The organism is Ligilactobacillus sp. LYQ60, from assembly GCF_045033015.1.
GTDB lineage: Bacteria > Bacillota > Bacilli > Lactobacillales > Lactobacillaceae > Ligilactobacillus.
The window spans coordinates 71,186-90,143 of the sequence record NZ_JBJFZV010000006.1; the positions used below are offsets into that span (position 1 = coordinate 71,186).

Consider the following 18,958-nt stretch of genomic DNA (forward strand, 5'->3'; position numbering starts at 1 on the left):
TCCTTCCTCAATGAGCTCTCTACTTGCTCATTGTAACATTCTTCTTACCTTAACCCCTTTGAAATTAACCATTCTTCAACTTCAGAAAGAATGTAATACCGTCGGGAACTATTACCTAGCCGATGATTGGGTAATCCTTCATCGAGAAGACTATACAGAAACGTCCGGCTAATTCCTAATTGCTTAGTTAACTGCTTACCGTTTAAGATTTCTTCGCCGAACATACTTTACTCCCCCTTCCCACTGTGAGAAGATAAGGACGATAAATCATTACATTTATCTTCGAGGTCATCAGCTGCTTTGGTCGGACGCTGATGATCCTTTTTGTCTCTCACCCGCTCAATAACATTCGCCACTTCATCAGGGACACAATCCTTAATGTTGATGAACAACTGTAAGAACGCGTACCATAAAATTTCTGTGTGCATCTCATATGCCGCAGCAAGTTCCGAAGGTGGTAAACCGTTAATCGGATTTTCCGTTTCAGCTAACGCTCGGTACTCATTACCTTCATACCTGAGCTTCAACGTTTTCTTCCCCATCTCAATCACAACTGGTATTCTCCGCTGTAACTGATCCCGGCGGTCAATCTGTTTATTAATGCCTGCATCGCTCTTGTAGTATTCTCCCGGAGAATATGGTGAAGTAACAATGACCCATTCCGATGCGAGTTGATAGTCTTGATAACGCGCGGGCAACTTTACTTCATATGCGTATGGATCCAAAATCCGAAGTAAATTTCCGTAAGCAATCATGCCGGGACGTAACTCATCTAGGATCGTTACATTTTGTCCGTGATAGTCCTGAAAGTAGTCCCGCGAACTTCCACTCACAAAAACATCGTTATCACTAACATGTTGTGCGATTGTCTTGGCCAGTAACGTTTTCCCTGTCCCCGCTGCGCCGTACAACCACAAGATAATCTTGGAAATATGGTTTGTTTTCATATAGTCCACCCATCGCTTAACCTTTTGCAAGCGCCGCTGCGCGATAATACTTTGTAGCTTCTTACTCATCACATCCACTGATAACGGCCACGTTTGCATCACAACCTGCATCGCTTCCGAGTACGTCAATTCTCCATCAGCTACTTGATGAGCAATCCGTTCTTTTCCTTTTTTCCCAGAGTAGTATTTTTTGATTTGCTGCTGTTGCTGACCAAGCAACGCTTGATAATCAAAATTCGCAATGACCTCGGTTGGATCATATTGAAACTTCTCCCGGGCGCCTTCGGTTTGGTGCACCAGATAGGCAAAGCCGTTGTTGATTCCCGTTGTACCCGTAATCTTCTGTAACTGATTTGGTTCTACGGTTAGCTCCTTAGCCACAGCGGTAACATCGCGTGGTGCGCTAAACTGCAACATTGCGTGAACATGCGGACGAACTTTTGAACCATCTTTATGCGTATCTCGATCATGGACGATCATCGCGTACCGTTCAATCCCCTTTAACCCTTTGCATCGTCGTCCCAATGCAGCTAAGTCCGCAAACGGAACTTCTTCAACCTTGGAAACATACATCCAACCGCGCGAACGTAATCGTTTTTCTGTCGGCGATGAGGCATCCTTTTGGCTACCTTTTTCTGTCATTTAATCACCCTTTCCTTAATATCAAGCCGTTTGGGCTCACTTTTGGCTATTCTGGCTAAAGGAAGAACAGGCCCCCTTTAGCCAGTCATATCAACACTTTAGTTAATATTTGGCTTTGCGCACTGCCACCCCTTTGCGCTGGTGGGCGCAGGGTGGCGTACGCTTAGCGTGACTGTTTCTTCCTATAGTAGAGAACATCCCAGGCACCCCAGGTCTGCCAACTAACCTTAACTGGCATTACGTGTGCCACCCGCGCCTTAAGATCATTTCGGGTTTGCTCCCAGTTACTTGTCATATCTACCGATGCTGGCCGTCGGAGTGCAACTAGACTAAACGTTGCTCCCTTAACGGCAAATGAATGCCAAACCATACGATTCCACGAATCGTTTTGCTCCGTATCGCGTTGCCGCAGGTTCTTTTGCACCATCCGGGTCAACGCTAGTGATTGTCCAAGCACTACCTTGTCATGATGTGTGATTAATTTCATTACTAGCGTCACTCCAACCATCACAGCGATATCAACCGCTAAGCTAACCCTGACAATGTGCATCACGAATACACTTATCGACCGAAAGTCAAATAACCATCCTAAGACACTTGGCGAACCAATCCCCCAAAGCGCACCTCCTAATAAGGCCGCAATTGTTAGTGATCCCCACAGTAATATCAGGATTACTCGTGCACTATAAGTCACGTAACTCAACCACCGGTAACGTTGTAATTTTTCCTTGAATTTATTCATGTTTTTCCTCCTTTAAGCAAGTTCTGCTACATACGGTGTCAAAAACGGTACAATCAACCCATCACTTTGCTGCTGAATCAATCCCACACCGTGATGAAAATCATCGCGCGGAATAACGATACTTGACGGATCAAAATCCTTAAACAGATACCTTGTATCATTATTGGCAATGGTTGCATTGCTTAAAACAACTTTTAGTCCCATTTGATCGCGGGCGGAACTACTAATCACTGTCCGACTATCAGCCGTTTGCGAAAGCAAAATCAGTGATACTGAGCTGCTTCGGCCCATTAAAGTGAGGCTATTCAACATTTGTAAGTAATTTTTCACCAGGTTAGTGGGTGCTTGTTGTACTAATGCCATCGCCTCATCAAGTAGAATTACTCGCGGCTTGAAAGTTATTAGTGTTGGCGATGCCGCTAGCTCCCGTTGCCGCGCATGCATTTCCTCAACAGCGCCTTTTAGAACCTTCATTACCCGGTCGAGGAACGATGTCCCGTTTTCATTGCTTCCCGGTGAAATGTATTCCACCCCAGCTTTGGCACAGTAGCGTGCCCATGAAACATCCAGCTTCGGGTCAATAATCGTGACGGTGGCCCCCGTGCTCCGTAAATACTGCAGCATGATAATGCCCAGAATCGACTTACCCGAACCAGAGACTCCCGTGATAATCGCATGGCCGCTGTTATCTGATGGCGCGTAATCATACCCATTCATCAACGGGAAGACTACTTTCCCATCCGCCCGCTTAACCGCTTTGATGTCACTTAATCGCTGGTAATGCCGCCGGTGAAACGTTCCTAAACGAAAGGGAAACGCCAGCGCCCGCGCACTTGCTAGGTCATTGCTTCTAGTATCAACTAACTGCGGCCCCGTTAGCGGTCGAAAGGTCAGCAGCGGATAAAAGGCTACACTGAGGATCCGTAAAATCTCCGTATTCAAGTCGCTATCGACAACAAATGCTAATGGATACTGAAGCGCTACCCGGCACTCCCCTTCAAGTGATTTGAAGGAAACTTGAAAGCTAACCGTGAAGGAATTATCGTATCCTGCCTCCTCAGAACTTAAACCAACATTTAGAGCACTCTCAGCGTAATCTGCCAACTTCGCTACGACAGCCTGTTCTGTTAGATCATCGCTCCCGATTAATGTTTTCAATAACTGAATTTCGCGTTCTTCCATTAAACCACCTCCTCTGGATTTAAAATGCCTGTTACACCCGCTATTGCGGGTCCTGCTCTTACATCATTACTCTGCTTACCCATTTACTTATCTCCCTTCCACGGCATTACATCAGTTGCGTGCCACATCCAAACATGTTTCTTCCGTGAGTAGTAACCACCTAAATCCTTGAATGCTACTTTTGCATTGAACTTAAACTGCTTATCTGCAACTGACTTTGTTAAATTCTCCACCGGTATCCACACCATAATAGGATTCTGCTGGAAAATCTCACCGTTTTCATCAACTGCATCCTGAACAACAACAATTCCAGTTTCCGCTACTTCATCGGAATATCTGTTATTTTCGTTGTCCCATTTGTTCCTCTCTTCCGCTGCAACCCCAGCAACCGTAAATGGTAATGCGGAATTCATCCCACAATCATTTACTGCTTCCATTCGAAAAATAGACGGCTTTATTGCATGATTTGCACGTAACATATTTATCAGCCTCCTTTAAATCGTCTATTGTTACGTATCAACAATTTTTATTCTACTTAGATATATTTATTCGCAACATAGGTGGGGAAATATTGAATCAAAATTCGTCCACCTATTGACAAAAAATAAGCGACTGCCTATCGCAGTCGCTTATTACTTATATTGATTATTAAATGAACCGTTATTGATCTAACAATAAATCCGAATGCCAACCAAATTGATGTAATACTTTATATCCGTTACATTCTACCTCATACTCCTCAGGTAACATATCATCAGTAATTTCATTTTTAATGTCAAAAATCTCATCACTAGGAACATCTGGATGTCCTTCATGCATAAATTCATTATATTCATCAGGATGCTTAACCCAATACAGTACTTCCTTTAATCGCTGTATTTCTTGACTATAAGCAATCAACATTTTAGCCGGTTTAGGATCGCAGCAAAATTTTTTGCTAACTTCTTTAACTAAGTCAGCTTCAAAACGATCCTGCGCTTTCAAATGAATTATTTGATCAATATTTTTTGTCTGCGCAAAATTAAAGTGTCTGATAATCCCGTTCTCTTCTTCTCCAGGTGTAGCCTTTCTAACAATTAAAGGCTTTCTCATATCAATAATTACTTCGTCTTTATCAAACCGTTCATCCAAACTAAATTTTAAGCCACTTTCCACTTTTTGCAGTCTTTCTCTCACTACTTTATCATAAAACAATTCAAAATAATCACTATCAATTATTTTAATTTTATTTCTTTTAGGACGATCTTCTCTTGTGACAAACTTTACAGGATGATCAGTCCCTTGCCACTCAGAAAAATAACTATTTTTAAGATCACTTAATATGCCACTAGCCTTCCTTATCTTCGAATCTTCCGTACTCCCCGCTATATCAAATATCTTAACAAGTGACCTCTTAGTGTACACCATTTTCCCATTTACTTTTTCGCGATACTTTCTAAGTTCGTCATTACTCAAAATATTCATAATAATTCTCCTAAAATAGAAATACCCCCCGTATCAACGAGGAGTATTTCTTAAATTGTTCAATTAGTCACGCTTCTTACGCTTAGCAAAGCCAAATGCACTGGCAAGACCAGCAAGACCTAAAGCAACGATACCGGCTTCCTCAGCCTTGATGTTCTGAGCGTCACCAGTATCTGGTAGAGCTTGCTTAGTAACATTCTTAGCTGAAGTTGGAACCTCAGCCGCTTCAACTGTGTTGTTACTAAAGACGATTTTAGCGCCACTCTTTAACGTTGATCCATTAGTAATATCACTTGTATAATGAATACTTTTATCAAAAAGGACCCCACTAACACCAATTAAATTACCGTCGGTGCCAACAATGTCACCATTATCTTTAATATAAGCACCAGCTGGCAAAGCCGTTCCGTTTAAGTCACGATGTGACTGGTTAGCAGCCCGGTAGAGAGCCTGGCGCTTAGCAGCAGCAGCCTGGTTCTCCAGGTCGGTGAGATGCTGCTTAGCAGCGTTTAATTCATTTTGAGCAGCCTTGAGGTTGTTAAGAGCGTTTTGGTAAGCGTCAACGGCAGGTTGGTTAGCCTGCTTAACAGCGTCTAAGTTAGCCTGAGCCTGCTTAACGTTGTTTTCGGCTTGCGTAAGTGCGTTTTGAGCAGCCTGTAAGTCCTGCTGATCCTTAGCAATGTCTGGATCCGGAGTATTCTCAAGATTCTTAATGTCGTTTTGGAGAGCGGCAATCTTACTGTTACCGTTGTTCAAAGCGTCCTGCATACTTTTAACCTGGTTAGCCAGATCGTTAGCCTTTTGCTGAGCCTGGTTAGCAGCGTTGTCAGCCTGCTTAGCAGCAGCTTGGGCTTGCTGTAAATCATTCTGAGCAGCGGATAACTGGTTGTTAATGTTGTTCAGATTGTTTTGAGCAGCTTGCAGTTCACTTGCTCGCTGAGCGTCGGATTCCTGAGCTAAGGTCAAAGCCTGCTTGGCGTTAGCTAAGGTGTTCTGGTCGTTAGTTAACTGGTTGTTAATGTTGTTCAGGTTAGCCTGATCGTTATTAACAGCGTTCTGTAGGTCAGCGACCTTCTTAGCAGCGTCACCAGATGGCGCAGTAACTTCACCACCACCATCACAGTCAGATGGGTTAGTCATGTTAATTCGAGCAAGTTCAGAAGCACTAAGTGGGGTAACACTAGCAGCATCGGTTAATGGGACTGGCGTAATAGAGTTGTCACCTGTCCACGGCTGGTAGTTATCCTTCCAGTATTGGTTACCAATACCATTAAAGTTGCTCTTACCGTTGTAGATGTTGTTCATGTTGGTTGTCGGGTCAGTTTTATCGACCGTAACCGTATCAATCATGGTTTCACCATTATTGTTAATGCCAATGCCAATGTAGTTAGCGTATGGGTTTAACAAGTTCTGACGGTGGCTCATCTGACCAGGAGCTTCGTTAAGAAGTTCCCAAACAGCAGCTTCACCGGTGTCAGGCGTCCAGCATTCGCCGGAATCAATGACAGATTCGTTACCGTTGTCGCTATCAGCGCTAGTAACACTTGGTGTGCTGAAACCAGCGTGAGGATCATTCGGGTTAGCGTTAGCGGCTCGCTGAGTAGCGTAAGCTTGAACACTAGAATCAACCTTGAGGGGCTTGCAGCCAAGACTCATCCGGTAAAGGTTGATGGTATCAAGTTCATCCTGTTGGTCAGCAGTCAGGGTATTACCGTTATCCCATTCAGCTTCCTGTTCTGGAGAAGCCTTTAAGTGAGCAAACTGGCCACCAAACTTGTTGTGGGCAAAGATTTGATCCTGGGCTTCCTGCTTAGCGGTTGCTAAAGCAGATTGATCATTGTTCAGCTGATTCTGAGCGTTCGTCTGCGCCGCCTGGTCGTTGTTGACCTTGTTCTGGGCGTCAGTAACAGCCTTTTGAGCTTCACCAACAGAGCTGTTATTTTCTAAGGAGTTAACCTTATTCTGAGCAGCTTGCTGGTCGCTCTTGAGGGAATCAACCTTGCTTTGAGCTTGCTGAGCATTAGCGTCAGCAGTCTGTGCATTATCCTTAGCCGTTTGGGCTGTCTGAGCAGCGGACTGAACCTGTTGCTGAGTGCTTGGTAAGTTCTGCTGAGCATTCTGCATAGCAGCTTGGGTTTGCTTGATCTGGTTTTGATCGTCGTTAATCTGTTGCTGCTTGTGCTGAATGGTTGCCTGATCGTTATTCAGCTGATTCTGAGCTGAGGTTACCTGAGACTGAGCCGTGTTGGCCTGATTCTGAGCAGCTGTGACCTGTGACTGAGCGGCGTCAATCTTGGATTGAGCAGCGTCAGCAGCTGGTTTAGTAGCGTCAACCTGGGACTGAGCCGTATTAACCTTGTCCTGAGCAGCAGAAATCTGTTGCTGCGGTGTCTGAGCTTGTGTACTATTATTAGTTGAAACCGTATCGGCCTTTACTTGGCGGTTTGAACCGACTAAACCAGCCGTTAAGGCTGCACCAGCAATGGCAGCTGTCGCTTCAATCTTTTTAATGTTTTTCAAGGATAAATCCCCCTATGTAGTGATTTTAATTAGATCCGTAACTTTCTACAAATCCTTTTATATCAGGATTCTACCCCCCCCCCCCGCAAAATTTGTCAAGATAAATTTGCTACTATTTATAAACTTAATCTAACTGTAATTTAATGTAATATGTATAAAAAGCGGCCGCCGAAACGACCGCTAAAAACTTACCCCACTATGTTGAAAAGCAATTCGAAGTGCTACCCTCGTTGCTGCACTGGTGTATTGCAATCTATGCTACAATACAAGTGCAATGAGTATGAAGATGTCGACGCATATCGTGACATGCCAAAGTCACAAAAACGTCCGGGCGTTCCATTTTGGGGCGCTCTTTTTTTGCCAAATTAGCCATACCTGCACCATAAATCCTGTGTGTTTGAAATTCGCCAAAATAAAAAACAACAACGGCCGAAACCATTGTCATTACTGGGAGAGAGCTCATTTTATTCTGTGTGTTTGCTATGTGTTTAAAATCAACTAAAAAAACAAATTTTACGATAAATAAAAAACAAGAATGCCGGTTTAACAACATTCCTGAATCATACGAACATAAAAATATGCGGGTGAATGGATTCGAACCATCACGGTCTAAACGACCACCAGATCCTTAGTCTGACGCGTCTGCCAATTCCGCCACACCCGCGAAACAATACTAATTATACCAAGCCCTCAATGAATGTCAACGCTTTTTTGTAGCCAGAGCAATCCTTCCCCCACACCGAGCACAAACATACCGCCGCGGATCCATTCGCCGTTGCCGCAAAATCTGCGCCCCACACTGGCAGCACACGTAAATGTATTTTGGTATTCGCTCCTGAGCTGGAGCGTACCGCCAGCCACCAACCTGTGTTAATAATGACTTAAAATCATGATCGCGGTGCATGTATTCCTTGCCAGTAAGGTGGAGGTGATAATGGCACAGTTCATGCTTAATAATCCCCGCTAAAGCTGATTGTCCCGCCGCAGTCATCCGCGGATTAATCTCAATGTTGTGCGTTGTAAGCAAATACCGGCCCCCGGTAGTTTGCAACCGACTATTAAACGTTGCTTGGTGATCGAATGACCGGTGAAATGCTGTTAGGGAAAGCCGTTCTACTAATTGCTGAAGTTCTTCGTCCGTCATCTCATTTCCTCCCTGCATAATAAATCCGGGATCCACTTGCGAACCCCGGAAAGACTTTCATAATGTAATTACGTCCTATTTCCAAAAATCATCGAATATCGTAATCGGAAGGTGGCGCTTATGCTGCGTCTTTTGGTACCACTGCTCAATTTTTTCCGCCGCATCATCCGCAACGTCCTTTCCCTCAAGGTAATCATCAATGTCAGCGTACGTTACGCCCAACGCAACCTCGTCTGGCAATGCTGGCCGGTTATCCTCAAGATCAGCCGTTGGTGTCTTTTCGTACAGGTGTGTCGGCGCACCAAGTAACTCAAGCATTGCCCGGCCCTGCCGTTTATCCAACCGCCAAATTGGGGTAATATCTGCTCCCCCGTCACCAAACTTAGTGTAAAATCCGGTGACCGCCTCAGCTGCATGGTCCGTCCCCACGACTGCGCCGTGAAACTCGCCAGCAATCCCGTACTGGGCAATCATCCGCTGCCGCGCCTTAATGTTTCCCTTATTAAAGTCGCTCACGGTTAGCCCATTCTTCTCCAGGGCTGCCACCATCGCATCGGCCGCCTCCTTGATGTTTACCCGCACTGTCCGGTCAGCACCGATAAAGTCGATTGCATCCAGGGCGTCCTGTTCATCAGCTTGTTCCCCGTACGGCAACCGAACAGCAATGAACTGGTATTCGTCATCCCCTGTTTCCTCCCGGAGCTCACTAATTGCCATTTGGGATAATTTCCCCGTCAACGTTGAATCTTGTCCCCCGGAAATTCCTAACACAAGAGATTTTAAAAACGTATTCTTCTTCAGGTAGGCTTTCAAAAAGTCAACTGACCGCCGAATCTCTGTTTGTGGGTCAATTGACGCCTGCACGCATAAAGCATCAATGATTTCCTGTTGCATTGGTCGCATTATTTCTCTCCCTTTCCGTTGGTTGCTTGTTGCGCAACCTGCTGCCGAACCTTCTTAATCATTCGCATCCGGTTATCATAACACTGCTGGGATAAATCCACCGGATAATCCTGCGGGTTCAAATCCCGTTTATACTCGTTCCACAAACTGCTGAGTCGTTCTTGGGAATAGTTCCGCACCGTTTCTAGTGATGGCAATTCATAAACCTGCTTACCATTCATAAAAATCTCTCGTAAAAGGGGACGGGCCTGGTAATTCCGTACCGTTTTATTAATATACGTGTACTGGGGATGGAACATGTACAGCTCATCTTGATTCTGCGGTTGTTCGTCTAGGAGAGCAACGTAATCTCCCTCGGACTTTCCATCATTCTTACGGGTAATCCGCCAAACTTGCTTTTGGCCCGGCGTAGATACCTTTTCGGCGTTGCTGGAAATCTTAATCGTATCTTCCAACTCACCGCGAGCATTTTCCATGGCCACCATCTTATAAACGGCTCCAAGTGCTGGTTGGTCATACGCGGTAATTAGTTTTGTTCCAACGCCCCATGCATCAATTTTAGCCCCCTGCATCTTCAAGCTAGTAATCGTTTTTTCATCCAAATCATTGGACGCATAAATGTGTGCATCAGGAAAGCCGGCTTCATCCAACTGTTCCCGCACCCGCTTTGAAATGTAGGCCATGTCACCCGAGTCAATCCGTACACCCTGGAAATTAATCCGGTTTCCCATTTCTTTCGCAACCCGAATGGCATTAGGTACCCCACTCCGAAGCGTATCGTAGGTATCCACCAGAAAAACACAATTGTGGTGGGTTTGGGCGTACGCCATGAACGCATCGTAGTCGTTCTGGTACGCCTGCACAAGTGAGTGAGCGTGGGTCCCGCTAACGGGAATACCGAACAACTTGCCCGCCCGAACATTACTTGTAGCGTCAAAGCCCCCGATGTAAGCAGCCCGCGTTCCCCACAACGCCGCATCGAACTCCTGTGCCCGCCGCGTTCCAAACTCCATCAAGAGGTCATCTTCACACGCCGACCGCACCCGGGAAGCCTTCGTTGCAATCAGAGTCTGATAGTTAACTGCGTTTAGCACTGCCGTTTCAACCAGTTGACAGTCAACCAACGGTCCGCGAATTTCAATAAGGGGCTCGTTGTTAAACACCACTTCCCCCTCCACGACAGACCGCACGGTTGACTGAAACTTAAAGTGCCGGAGGTAGTCGATAAATGCCGCCGGATAATCACCCACTTGCTGCAGGTATGCCAGGTCGCTATCGGTGAATCGGAGGTTACGAATATAATCCACGACCCGCTCAAGCCCCGCAAAAATCGCGTACCCGTTCTCAAACGGCATTGTTCGGAAATAAACCTCAAACACTGCCTGACGCTGATCAATTTTCTTCTCCCAGTAAGTTTCAATCATATTGATTTCATACAAGTCAGTATGAAGGGCTAGGCTATCATCTGGATATTGTTGTTGCATTTGTAATTCCCCACTTATCCTTTATCGTCGAATACCTTATAATGAGCATTGTTCGTGGTAATTCTACCACACTTTATTTTGAATTTGGACTACCGGTAATAGCCCACTCATTTTAAAGGAGGTCTCCCGTGAAATTCAGTACTAGTAACGTTCTTGGTATTCCGTTTATCAAGGCAACAAAAAAAGAAGTTGTCACCCAACTTATTACCGATCATAAAGCTGGACAAAACCGGTTTATTGTAACGGCCAATCCAGAAATTGTACTGGCTGCCCGCAAAGATCAAACATACATGCAGACAATCAAAACTGCTGATTACATAACAGCAGATGGGATTGGAATCGTGAAGGGCACCGCACTTCTGGGAAACCCCGTTCCAGAGCGGGTGACCGGCTTTGACCTAATGTGTGCCCTCCTTCATCATGCTGACCTTCACCACGACCGTGTCTTTTTCCTGGGAACTAAACCAACAATTTTGCAGCAAACCATTATCCACGTCCACCATCAATACCCTGGCGTAATCATCGCTGGTAGTCATGACGGCTATTTCACTTCCAGCGAAGCTGCCAAAATTGCCGCTCAAATTAAGGCCGCACACCCTTCATTTGTTTTCGTCGCCCTTGGCTTTCCCAAACAAGAAATGTTCATCCGCCAATTTCGAAAGCAAGCCCCTGCCCTCTGGATGGGAGTAGGCGGTAGTTTTGACGTGTTAGCAGGGGCGGTTCACCGGGCCCCGCAAAGTTGGCAGGAACACCACGTTGAGTGGCTGTACCGGCTTTTACAAGATCCCCGTCGGATTGGGCGAATGATGGCCCTCCCCCACTACCTAGCACTTATTCTGTGGCGCAAATTTACCAGTAGACAAGAATAAATATATCCGAGAAAAATGTACCCAACGAAAAAACGGGTATGGTGGAAGGAGTAAACCACACGAACCGTAAACTGCGGTTCGAAGGAATACGGACTTCCACTTAACCCGTTTATTTTAGACATCAGATTATGCAAAAAGAGTAACAGATCCGGTTGATGTTATCATTTCTCCTGGTAATCAACTGCCATCGATTAGCCCTTACCGGTTATTCTCTAAATAAAACTCAAACCGGTCTCCCACATACTGGGTTCGGGTGTACTCAAACGGGCGCCCGTCCCGTAACTCGGTAACCTGCCGGAGCCGCAAAAGAGCTGCCCCTCGTTTAATATCTAGATATTCCGCAATCCGTTCAGAAGCAAGGGTTGCCGAAACGGTCTGCTGGGCCTTTCCGATCGTATATCCCCGGTCCTGTAAGGCTTCATACAGCGAGCTAGTAACCTCGTCCCTAGCAAACGAAACCACCAGGTCAGCAGGAACCGTTGTTACCTCAAAACAAATCGGCACCTGGTCAGCGTACCGAATCCGTTCCATGCGCAATACTTGCATTTCACCGTTTAAGCGCAGCCGCTCACGCTCGCTGAGCGTTGGCGTTGTAATCACATACGAGATGGTTTTGCTAGAGGGAACCTTTCCCTGCGAGCGGGTTAACTCGGTAAAACTAGTCACGCCTGCCATTCGGTCCTGCACCTTTTGGCTGGCTACAAATGTTCCGGCCCCAACCCGCCGTTCAAGAATTCCCTCATCAACAAGCGTCTGAATAGCCTGCCGTAGCGTCATTCGCGACACCCCAAACTGCTCAGCGAGAAGCCGTTCCGCAGGAATCCGATCGCCAACCTGCCACTTCCCCTGTTCAATTGCCTGCCGAATTTGATTATGAATTTGAATGTAGATTGGTGACCCCATTCATTTTGCCCTCACTTTTCACCATTATTATTAGCCTTAATAATAATAGCATAAATCATGCATCGAGGAATTGCCTAAATGAATCAAACGTCCGCCACCACGTTATAACCAGCCGCCCTTGACACAAACAATTTTTTTAAAGAGCGTGCTGAAAATACTCCTGCCGCCTAGCCGATACTCTGTTATCAGGCAACATCCTACATTCATCACGCTCCTCACTGTTATTTTAATAACATTAAAAATTACTTCATCAGCTTCCCAAAAGAATACGTCTGCTGTAAATCAAGGCTCCTGTCTAACACGTTCAAATCAGCGTCCTTCCCTGGCGCAATTCCGCCTTTTTGTTCAAGGTGGAACTCTCGGGCTTGATTAACCGATGACATCTTAACGGCATCCTCGATCCGGCAACCCGTAAACTTAATAATATTCTTAAATGCCACGTTAAACTTCAGAACAGAGCCAGCCAAATTACCTACTTCTAAGCGAGCCTGACCATCCTTCACGATGACCTTTTGTCCCCCGAGTTCGTAATCGCCTTCGGGCATTCCCTTGGCCCGCATCGAATCCGTTACCAGCTCGAGTTTATCTGCTCCCTTTAACTCGTATGCCAACCGCACCATGTCCGGAACGTTGTGGAACCCATCACAGATAATCTCACAGTACAGGTTATCTTCCAGGACGGCGTGCCCGGTGACTCCTGGCTCACGGTGTTTGAACTCCCGCTGTGCGTTGTAGAGGTGCGTAATATGGGTTGCCCGTGACTGTAACATTTGTTCCCGTGTAGCATTAGAATGCCCCGCTGACGGCACAATTCCGTTTTCCAGGCAGTAATCCTCAAACGCCCGGCTTTCAGGATATTCTGGAGCATACGTAATCATCCGGACACGGTTCCCGGATAATTCATTCCACCGTGCCAGCAAGGCAACATTTGGAACCTGAATGTACTTTTCCGGCTGAGCCCCCTTGTACTTTACCGAAATAAATGGGCCTTCAAGGTGGACCCCCTGAATCAACGGGTTCTTTTCTGCCGCTTGGCGAATTCCTTCCATCGCGTGATTAATATTTTCAACCGACTGCGTCATTGTCGTGGCAAAGTAGGTTGTTACCCCTTCGTTTCGGGCCATATCCGTTGCTAATTCATTAATCTGATCCGGATCCCCATCCATTGCATCAAAACCGTACCCACCATGCGTGTGGACGTCAATAAATCCCGGAACAATAATCTGACCGTGCAGGTCACTGAGTTTATCACCCGCTTGAATCCGTAAATCACTCATTGGTCCGACCGCTTCAATTTGCTTATTGAAACGCACATAACCATCATCAATTCGTTCATCGCCCGTATAAATTACCGCATGCCGTAACACTATACTCATTTTGGTCATCCTTTCACTTTCGCAGTTAACACCACTATTATAATCGGTATAGACCATCCAGACAAGCGTTTTCATTTTTGTTATTTAATCCCGTTAACGATGTCCACCAGGACTTTACCATTCCGCACAGAATAAATTACCGTATTTGTGTCTCCTGGCTTAAGTAATTGATACGTATACCCCCGTCCTAACGCCGATTGTAAATTTTTTGCCGTCTGTTTAATTCCCCCAGTTAGCTGGTTATAACCCACTTTCTGGGCCATCCCAGGATTTTGTAGGACGTAATTAATCGCCTGAACATCCTGATTACTGGTAGGCATGATCCGGTATGTTTTCGTTTGCTGATCAAAACTAACCGTCCCAATTGGTCTAAAAGTTCGCTGCATGTCACCTAAAATTTGCTGCTGCGTTTTAGCTTGTTCATGCGCTGCATCTAACTGCGGCATTCCCGTAACTACAAGAGGCTGAGACTGATTTCCCTGTGCTGACTGCAGCGTGGTTGGCGCCGATGTCATCGGTGTTTCCGCTGATGATGAGTGACCTATATGCCACGCTTGAATAAATCCCCAACCGCCGCCAAGCGCACATGCAAAACAAACGGCTATCGTAATTACAGGCATTATCCATTTCCCATAATTCCGCCATGAACTAATTAAATAGAAAAAAGCCACTGGTAAAAAGATAATTCCCATAATGGCAAGTGAAGCTGTCAGTAATAACACAGAACCCCTCCTCTAGTTCTTTTAGTATAACGCGAAAAGAGAGGTTGGACTCACGTCACAACCTCTCCTATTTAATTGGGCTAGCAGGATTCGAACCTGCGCATGTCAGGACCAAAACCTGATGCCTTACCACTTGGCCATAGCCCAATATGATGGAGGAGAGTGGATTCGAACCACCGAACCCGAAGGAGCGGATTTACGGTCCGCCGCGTTTAGCCAGACTTCGCTACTCCTCCATAATAGTAATTGTCGCTACCGACTTAATTACTATACCTGTTTTTTTAACTTAACACAAGGGGTAATGTGTAATTTTTGGCCATTAATTTTTAAAACTAATGAACCCCCGCCATTAACCGTTTTAAGCGTGGCACCATCAGTACCATGATCACACCAAACGCAATCGTAATGACCCCCACAATTCCGAAGTACAAAATTTCTGTATGCGGGGTATACAGCTTAACTAACTGGGAGTTAAAGGCCTGTGCCACCGCATCTGATAAAAACCACATACTCATCATCTGGGATTGAAAAGCCCGGGGAGCGAGCTTTGTTGTTACCGACATTCCGATCGGTGAAATCAACATTTCACCAATAATTACCAACGCCCAACTCATAATCAACCAGAATGGACTAACTCGAGCATTAACCCCAAAGAGCATTCCTGGGAGCGTCATCCACAGAAACGAAATTCCGGCAAAAAACAATCCCAGTGAAAACTTCATTGGTGATGAGGGTTGTCGTTTTCCCAACTTCGTCCACAGCCAAGCAAAGATTGGAACGTACAGCATGATAAATAGTGGATTCATACTTTGGAAGAAACTAGCCGGAATCGTAAAGCTACCAATTGTTAACCGGGTCTGATTTGCGGCAAATAACGCTAATACAACAGATCCCTGCTCCTCAATTGACCAGAATAAAATTGACGCAATAAACAGTGGAATGTACGCCCATACCCGTGAACGCTCCGTTCCGGATACTTTTTTGCTACTCAGCATCATTACAAAGTAGACCACTGGAATCATCACAGCAACGAGCGTAATCAGTGAAATTACATTACTAATACTTAATTGGCCAAAGATTGCGAGGATAACCAGAACCAATACCCCAGCAACAACTCCCAAGCCAACCTTTATCAAAATATGTTTTAATTCATCTGGTTGAATTGGATCGTTCGGGTACAGACTGTCCTTGGGCAGGTACTTTCGGCCATCAATTACGTACTGAATAAGTCCAAAGAACATTCCAATCGCAGCCAGGGAGAACCCAAGATGGAAGTTCACCTTTTGCCCTAACCACCCCACGATTAACGGTGCGATAAAGGCCCCAACGTTGATTCCAAAAACAAAGATGTTAAACCCAGAATCCCGTCGCGGATCGCCAGGGGTATACAACCCCCCAACCATGTCGGAAACATTTGGTTTTAACAATCCTGTTCCTATGACAATAAGGGCAATTGAGCCGTACAACGCAAGTCGCCCAAACGGAGTTGCTAAAACGATATGCCCCAGCATAATCAAAACGCCCCCGAAGAACACCGTTTTCCGGCTTCCCCATACCCGGTCACTCATAAACCCGCCGACAACCCCGGCAAGGTAAACTAGCGCACCGTAAATCGACATGATTGACATTGCGGTTGGTTTATCAAAACCTAATCCGCCCTGAGAAACGGCGTAGTACATGTAATATAGTAGGATAGCGCGCATCCCGTAGTAGCTAAACCGTTCCCACATTTCAGTAAAGAATAGCGTTGCCAGTCCCCGCGGATGGCCGAAGAAAAAATGGTCATTCGTTTTCTGGTTCATAACAAGTCTCCTTTAATCGTTAATTTTGTTACCGTTCATCCACCGACAAACAGCAAGTGCACCGTCAATTATACAGGAAAATAAGATCAGTCACAACAATTACTCATAAATCACTCACTTAATTAGAAAAAATTAATAACATTCTATTCCTCATTACTTTTGTTTTCAAAAAAATAATCATTGCCTTTCACTAAACAAACGAATAGAATACAGATAGTTCATTTTATTATGAATATCATTTAAAAGAAACTATATATTAAATGAACATTTTTGTTTAAGGAGGATTTCACATGACATACCAAACAACTTATCCTTATACGGGGAAAACGCTTAAAACCTTCCCGAATAATTCTGATACAGAAGTAAGCCAAACGCTTTCCCTAGCCCATACGCTTTACCAAAAGTGGAGAACTCAGCCCATTTCAACCCGGAAAGCACAGCTTCTCAAAGTTGCAGCGGCCCTCCGGAAACACCGGGATGAACTTGCTAAAACCATTACCTACGACATGGGGAAACTTTTTTGTGAATCGCAAGGAGAAGTTGACTTATGTGCTATGATTGCTGAATACTACGCCAAACATGCTGAAGAAATGCTTCAACCAGTTGACCTCCCAATGCCAGCTGGACAGGGAACGGCGCACTATATAAAGCAGGCAACTGGGATAATTATGGCTGTGGAACCATGGAACTTCCCTCTCTATCAAATTGTCCGGGTATTCGCTCCAAACTTCATGGTAGGAAATCCAATGATTCTTAAAGACGCCTCCATCTGTCCGGCATCGGCCCAAGCCTTCGATGCGTTAGTTAAGGAGGCAGGAGCTCCTGCCGGGGCATTCACCAACCTCTTTATTAGCTACGAACAAGTTGCCAGGATTATCGCCGATCCCCGAGTATCCGGTGTTTGCCTAACGGGATCAATGCGCGGAGGCGCCGCCGTTGCAGCCGAAGCGGGAAAAAACCTCAAGCAATCAACTATGGAACTCGGCGGAAACGACGCGTTCATCATCCTTGATGATGCCGATTGGGAACTTGTTAAAAAAGTTGCTCCTCGTGCACGAATTGATAACGCCGGGCAGGTTTGCACTTCATCTAAACGGTTCATTGTTATGGCTGATAAGTATGATGACTTTGTTACTATGCTGAAAAAACAATTTACACAGTTAAAAATGGGTGATCCAATGAACCCCGAAACTACTCTTGCGCCGCTCTCCTCTAAAGAAGCCCAAACAAAACTTCAACAGCAGGTTGATACGGCCATTGACCACGGTGCAACATGCATTACCGGTGGTCACATTGTTAAAGGAGATGGTTTTTTCTTTGAACCAACTATTCTGACGGGAATTACCCCCGATAATCCTATTTTCGACCAGGAAATGTTTGGCCCAGTTGCCACCATCTACAAAGTTGACTCCGAAGAAGCAGCCATTAAACTGGCCAATAATTCAAGTTACGGTCTTGGGGGAACAATCTTTTCAAGCGATCCTGACCACGCTGAACGGGTTGCCGCTCAAATTGAAACGGGGATGTCATTTATCAACTCTAGCTGGTCATCCCTCCCAGCCATTCCATTCGGCGGCGTTAAAAATTCAGGTTATGGCCGTGAGTTAAGCATCCTAGGATTAGACGCCTTTGTTAATAAGCACCTTATTTACACACCTGAAAATAGCGCTACTAATAATTAGAACAAATAAAAACGAGGGACCCATACGGTGTTTCTCGTTTTTATTATGTGTTTGAACAAGCACACGGATAAGATCCATGTGCTTTTAATGTGTTTAACATATACAAACTTATGGAATTTCACAGAATTTAATGAAAGAAAAACGCCGGTTTAACGGCGTTTAATAAACTAAAATAATTTATCAAATGCCGGATACTGGACTCGGACCAGCGACCTTTACTTTACGAGAGTACTGCTCTACCAACTGAGCTAATCCGGCATATTATGATTAACGGAGAGTGAGGGATTCGAACCCTCGAAGGAGGTCGTTACCCCCTTACACGATTTCCAATCGTGCTCCTTAAGCCACTCGGACAACTCTCCATTATTACTCCGGCAGGCGGGCTCGAACCGTCGACAACCTGATTAACAGTCAGGTGCTCTACCAACTGAGCTATGCCGGAATAAAAAGCACGGCGACGTCCTACCCTCACAGGGGGCGGTCCCCCAACTACTCTCGGCGCGCTGAAGCTTAACTACTGTGTTCGGCATGGGAACAGGTGTATCCTTCAGGCCATCATCACCGCACTCTTTCCTT

16 protein-coding genes, 6 tRNA genes and 1 rRNA gene are annotated in these 18,958 nt (G+C 45.5%); 2 read left to right on the forward strand and 21 right to left on the reverse strand.

Features of this window, described 5'->3' with window-relative positions; genetic code table 11:
• Positions 1-44 precede the first annotated feature (44 nt).
• The 11 genes from ACI3EZ_RS06340 to ACI3EZ_RS06390 all read right to left on the reverse strand — a co-directional run bounded on the left by ACI3EZ_RS06340 (position 45) and on the right by ACI3EZ_RS06390 (position 11,028).
• Entirely contained in the window at positions 45-224 is a 180-nt protein-coding gene (locus tag ACI3EZ_RS06340; protein ID WP_405025861.1) for a helix-turn-helix transcriptional regulator, read from the reverse strand.
• A gap of 3 nt (positions 225-227) precedes the next feature.
• Entirely contained in the window at positions 228-1,589 is a 1,362-nt protein-coding gene (locus ACI3EZ_RS06345) for a Rep family protein (RefSeq protein ID WP_405025862.1), read from the reverse strand.
• 163 nt (positions 1,590-1,752) lie between these two features.
• Complete coding sequence (locus tag ACI3EZ_RS06350; protein WP_405025863.1) at positions 1,753-2,331, reverse strand: hypothetical protein; 579 nt, start codon at positions 2,329-2,331, stop codon at positions 1,753-1,755.
• A 12-nt stretch (positions 2,332-2,343) separates the two neighbouring features.
• Positions 2,344-3,513: a hypothetical protein gene (locus ACI3EZ_RS06355; RefSeq protein ID WP_405025864.1), complete on the reverse strand. Its 1,170-nt coding sequence runs from the start codon at positions 3,511-3,513 to the stop codon at positions 2,344-2,346.
• 83 nt (positions 3,514-3,596) lie between these two features.
• Positions 3,597-3,992, reverse strand: a complete 396-nt coding sequence (locus tag ACI3EZ_RS06360) for a hypothetical protein (RefSeq protein WP_405025865.1) — start codon at positions 3,990-3,992, stop codon at positions 3,597-3,599.
• 181 nt (positions 3,993-4,173) lie between these two features.
• Positions 4,174-4,977, reverse strand: coding sequence for a hypothetical protein (locus ACI3EZ_RS06365; protein WP_405025866.1), 804 nt, complete (start codon positions 4,975-4,977; stop codon positions 4,174-4,176).
• A gap of 63 nt (positions 4,978-5,040) precedes the next feature.
• Positions 5,041-7,497: a CAP domain-containing protein gene (locus tag ACI3EZ_RS06370; RefSeq protein WP_405025867.1), complete on the reverse strand. Its 2,457-nt coding sequence runs from the start codon at positions 7,495-7,497 to the stop codon at positions 5,041-5,043.
• Positions 7,498-8,076: 579 nt separating this feature from the next.
• A tRNA-Leu gene (locus tag ACI3EZ_RS06375) sits at positions 8,077-8,161 on the reverse strand.
• Positions 8,162-8,197: 36 nt separating this feature from the next.
• Positions 8,198-8,641, reverse strand: coding sequence for a SprT family protein (locus tag ACI3EZ_RS06380; protein WP_405025868.1), 444 nt, complete (start codon positions 8,639-8,641; stop codon positions 8,198-8,200).
• Between the two features lie 75 nt (positions 8,642-8,716).
• Positions 8,717-9,544, reverse strand: coding sequence for an ammonia-dependent NAD(+) synthetase (gene nadE, locus ACI3EZ_RS06385; RefSeq protein WP_405025869.1), 828 nt, complete (start codon positions 9,542-9,544; stop codon positions 8,717-8,719).
• Positions 9,544-11,028, reverse strand: a complete 1,485-nt coding sequence (locus ACI3EZ_RS06390) for a nicotinate phosphoribosyltransferase (protein ID WP_405025870.1) — start codon at positions 11,026-11,028, stop codon at positions 9,544-9,546. The genes nadE and ACI3EZ_RS06390 overlap by 1 nt, the downstream gene beginning before the upstream one ends.
• Positions 11,029-11,156: 128 nt before the next feature.
• Here ACI3EZ_RS06390 and ACI3EZ_RS06395 point away from each other — a divergent pair, with 128 nt between their 5' ends.
• Positions 11,157-11,897 (forward strand): WecB/TagA/CpsF family glycosyltransferase, encoded by a 741-nt coding sequence (locus tag ACI3EZ_RS06395; RefSeq protein WP_405025871.1) that lies wholly within the window; start codon positions 11,157-11,159, stop codon positions 11,895-11,897.
• Positions 11,898-12,095: 198 nt separating this feature from the next.
• Here the strand turns inward: ACI3EZ_RS06395 and ACI3EZ_RS06400 are convergent, their stop codons facing one another.
• The 6 genes from ACI3EZ_RS06400 to ACI3EZ_RS06425 all read right to left on the reverse strand — a co-directional run bounded on the left by ACI3EZ_RS06400 (position 12,096) and on the right by ACI3EZ_RS06425 (position 16,700).
• Positions 12,096-12,800 carry a GntR family transcriptional regulator gene (locus tag ACI3EZ_RS06400; RefSeq protein WP_405025872.1) on the reverse strand — a complete coding sequence of 235 codons (705 nt, stop codon included), beginning with the start codon at positions 12,798-12,800 and terminating at the stop codon, positions 12,096-12,098.
• A gap of 242 nt (positions 12,801-13,042) precedes the next feature.
• The gene (gene nagA / locus ACI3EZ_RS06405; protein ID WP_405025085.1) at positions 13,043-14,176 is read right to left on the reverse strand and encodes an N-acetylglucosamine-6-phosphate deacetylase; all 1,134 of its coding nucleotides are present in this window, start codon (positions 14,174-14,176) and stop codon (positions 13,043-13,045) included.
• An 80-nt stretch (positions 14,177-14,256) separates the two neighbouring features.
• Positions 14,257-14,898 (reverse strand): hypothetical protein, encoded by a 642-nt coding sequence (locus ACI3EZ_RS06410; RefSeq protein ID WP_405025873.1) that lies wholly within the window; start codon positions 14,896-14,898, stop codon positions 14,257-14,259.
• A 75-nt stretch (positions 14,899-14,973) separates the two neighbouring features.
• Positions 14,974-15,045: transfer RNA gene (locus ACI3EZ_RS06415), tRNA-Gln, on the reverse strand.
• A 6-nt stretch (positions 15,046-15,051) separates the two neighbouring features.
• Positions 15,052-15,134, reverse strand: a tRNA-Tyr gene (locus ACI3EZ_RS06420).
• Positions 15,135-15,230: 96 nt separating this feature from the next.
• On the reverse strand, positions 15,231-16,700 hold the full coding sequence (locus tag ACI3EZ_RS06425; RefSeq protein ID WP_405025874.1) for a peptide MFS transporter: 1,470 nt from the start codon (positions 16,698-16,700) through the stop codon (positions 15,231-15,233).
• 290 nt (positions 16,701-16,990) lie between these two features.
• Here ACI3EZ_RS06425 and ACI3EZ_RS06430 point away from each other — a divergent pair, with 290 nt between their 5' ends.
• Positions 16,991-18,382, forward strand: coding sequence for an NAD-dependent succinate-semialdehyde dehydrogenase (locus tag ACI3EZ_RS06430; RefSeq protein WP_405025875.1), 1,392 nt, complete (start codon positions 16,991-16,993; stop codon positions 18,380-18,382).
• A gap of 185 nt (positions 18,383-18,567) precedes the next feature.
• Here ACI3EZ_RS06430 and ACI3EZ_RS06435 read toward each other — a convergent pair.
• The 4 genes from ACI3EZ_RS06435 to rrf all read right to left on the reverse strand — a co-directional run bounded on the left by ACI3EZ_RS06435 (position 18,568) and on the right by rrf (position 18,948).
• Positions 18,568-18,640: transfer RNA gene (locus ACI3EZ_RS06435), tRNA-Thr, on the reverse strand.
• A gap of 13 nt (positions 18,641-18,653) precedes the next feature.
• Positions 18,654-18,744, reverse strand: a tRNA-Ser gene (locus tag ACI3EZ_RS06440).
• A gap of 7 nt (positions 18,745-18,751) precedes the next feature.
• Positions 18,752-18,824 (reverse strand) — tRNA-Asn (locus ACI3EZ_RS06445).
• Positions 18,825-18,831: 7 nt separating this feature from the next.
• Positions 18,832-18,948: ribosomal RNA gene (gene rrf, locus ACI3EZ_RS06450) — 5S ribosomal RNA — on the reverse strand.
• Between the last annotated feature and the right edge of the window lie 10 nt (positions 18,949-18,958).

What these genes read in the sequence shown, in the direction of transcription:
- ACI3EZ_RS06380 (WP_405025868.1), bottom strand. Translation starts at nt 8,641, where the DNA reads ATGACGGACGAAGAACTTCAGCAATTAGTAGAACGGCTTTCCCTAACA.
- ACI3EZ_RS06360 (WP_405025865.1), bottom strand. Translation starts at nt 3,992, where the DNA reads ATGTTACGTGCAAATCATGCAATAAAGCCGTCTATTTTTCGAATGGAA.
- ACI3EZ_RS06430 (WP_405025875.1), top strand. Translation starts at nt 16,991, where the DNA reads ATGACATACCAAACAACTTATCCTTATACGGGGAAAACGCTTAAAACC.
- ACI3EZ_RS06425 (WP_405025874.1), bottom strand. Translation starts at nt 16,700, where the DNA reads ATGAACCAGAAAACGAATGACCATTTTTTCTTCGGCCATCCGCGGGGA.
- ACI3EZ_RS06345 (WP_405025862.1), bottom strand. Translation starts at nt 1,589, where the DNA reads ATGACAGAAAAAGGTAGCCAAAAGGATGCCTCATCGCCGACAGAAAAA.
- ACI3EZ_RS06390 (WP_405025870.1), bottom strand. Translation starts at nt 11,028, where the DNA reads ATGCAACAACAATATCCAGATGATAGCCTAGCCCTTCATACTGACTTG.
- ACI3EZ_RS06355 (WP_405025864.1), bottom strand. Translation starts at nt 3,513, where the DNA reads ATGGAAGAACGCGAAATTCAGTTATTGAAAACATTAATCGGGAGCGAT.
- nagA (WP_405025085.1), bottom strand. Translation starts at nt 14,176, where the DNA reads ATGAGTATAGTGTTACGGCATGCGGTAATTTATACGGGCGATGAACGA.
- ACI3EZ_RS06400 (WP_405025872.1), bottom strand. Translation starts at nt 12,800, where the DNA reads ATGGGGTCACCAATCTACATTCAAATTCATAATCAAATTCGGCAGGCA.
- ACI3EZ_RS06350 (WP_405025863.1), bottom strand. Translation starts at nt 2,331, where the DNA reads ATGAATAAATTCAAGGAAAAATTACAACGTTACCGGTGGTTGAGTTAC.
- nadE (WP_405025869.1), bottom strand. Translation starts at nt 9,544, where the DNA reads ATGCGACCAATGCAACAGGAAATCATTGATGCTTTATGCGTGCAGGCG.
- ACI3EZ_RS06340 (WP_405025861.1), bottom strand. Translation starts at nt 224, where the DNA reads ATGTTCGGCGAAGAAATCTTAAACGGTAAGCAGTTAACTAAGCAATTA.
- ACI3EZ_RS06365 (WP_405025866.1), bottom strand. Translation starts at nt 4,977, where the DNA reads ATGAATATTTTGAGTAATGACGAACTTAGAAAGTATCGCGAAAAAGTA.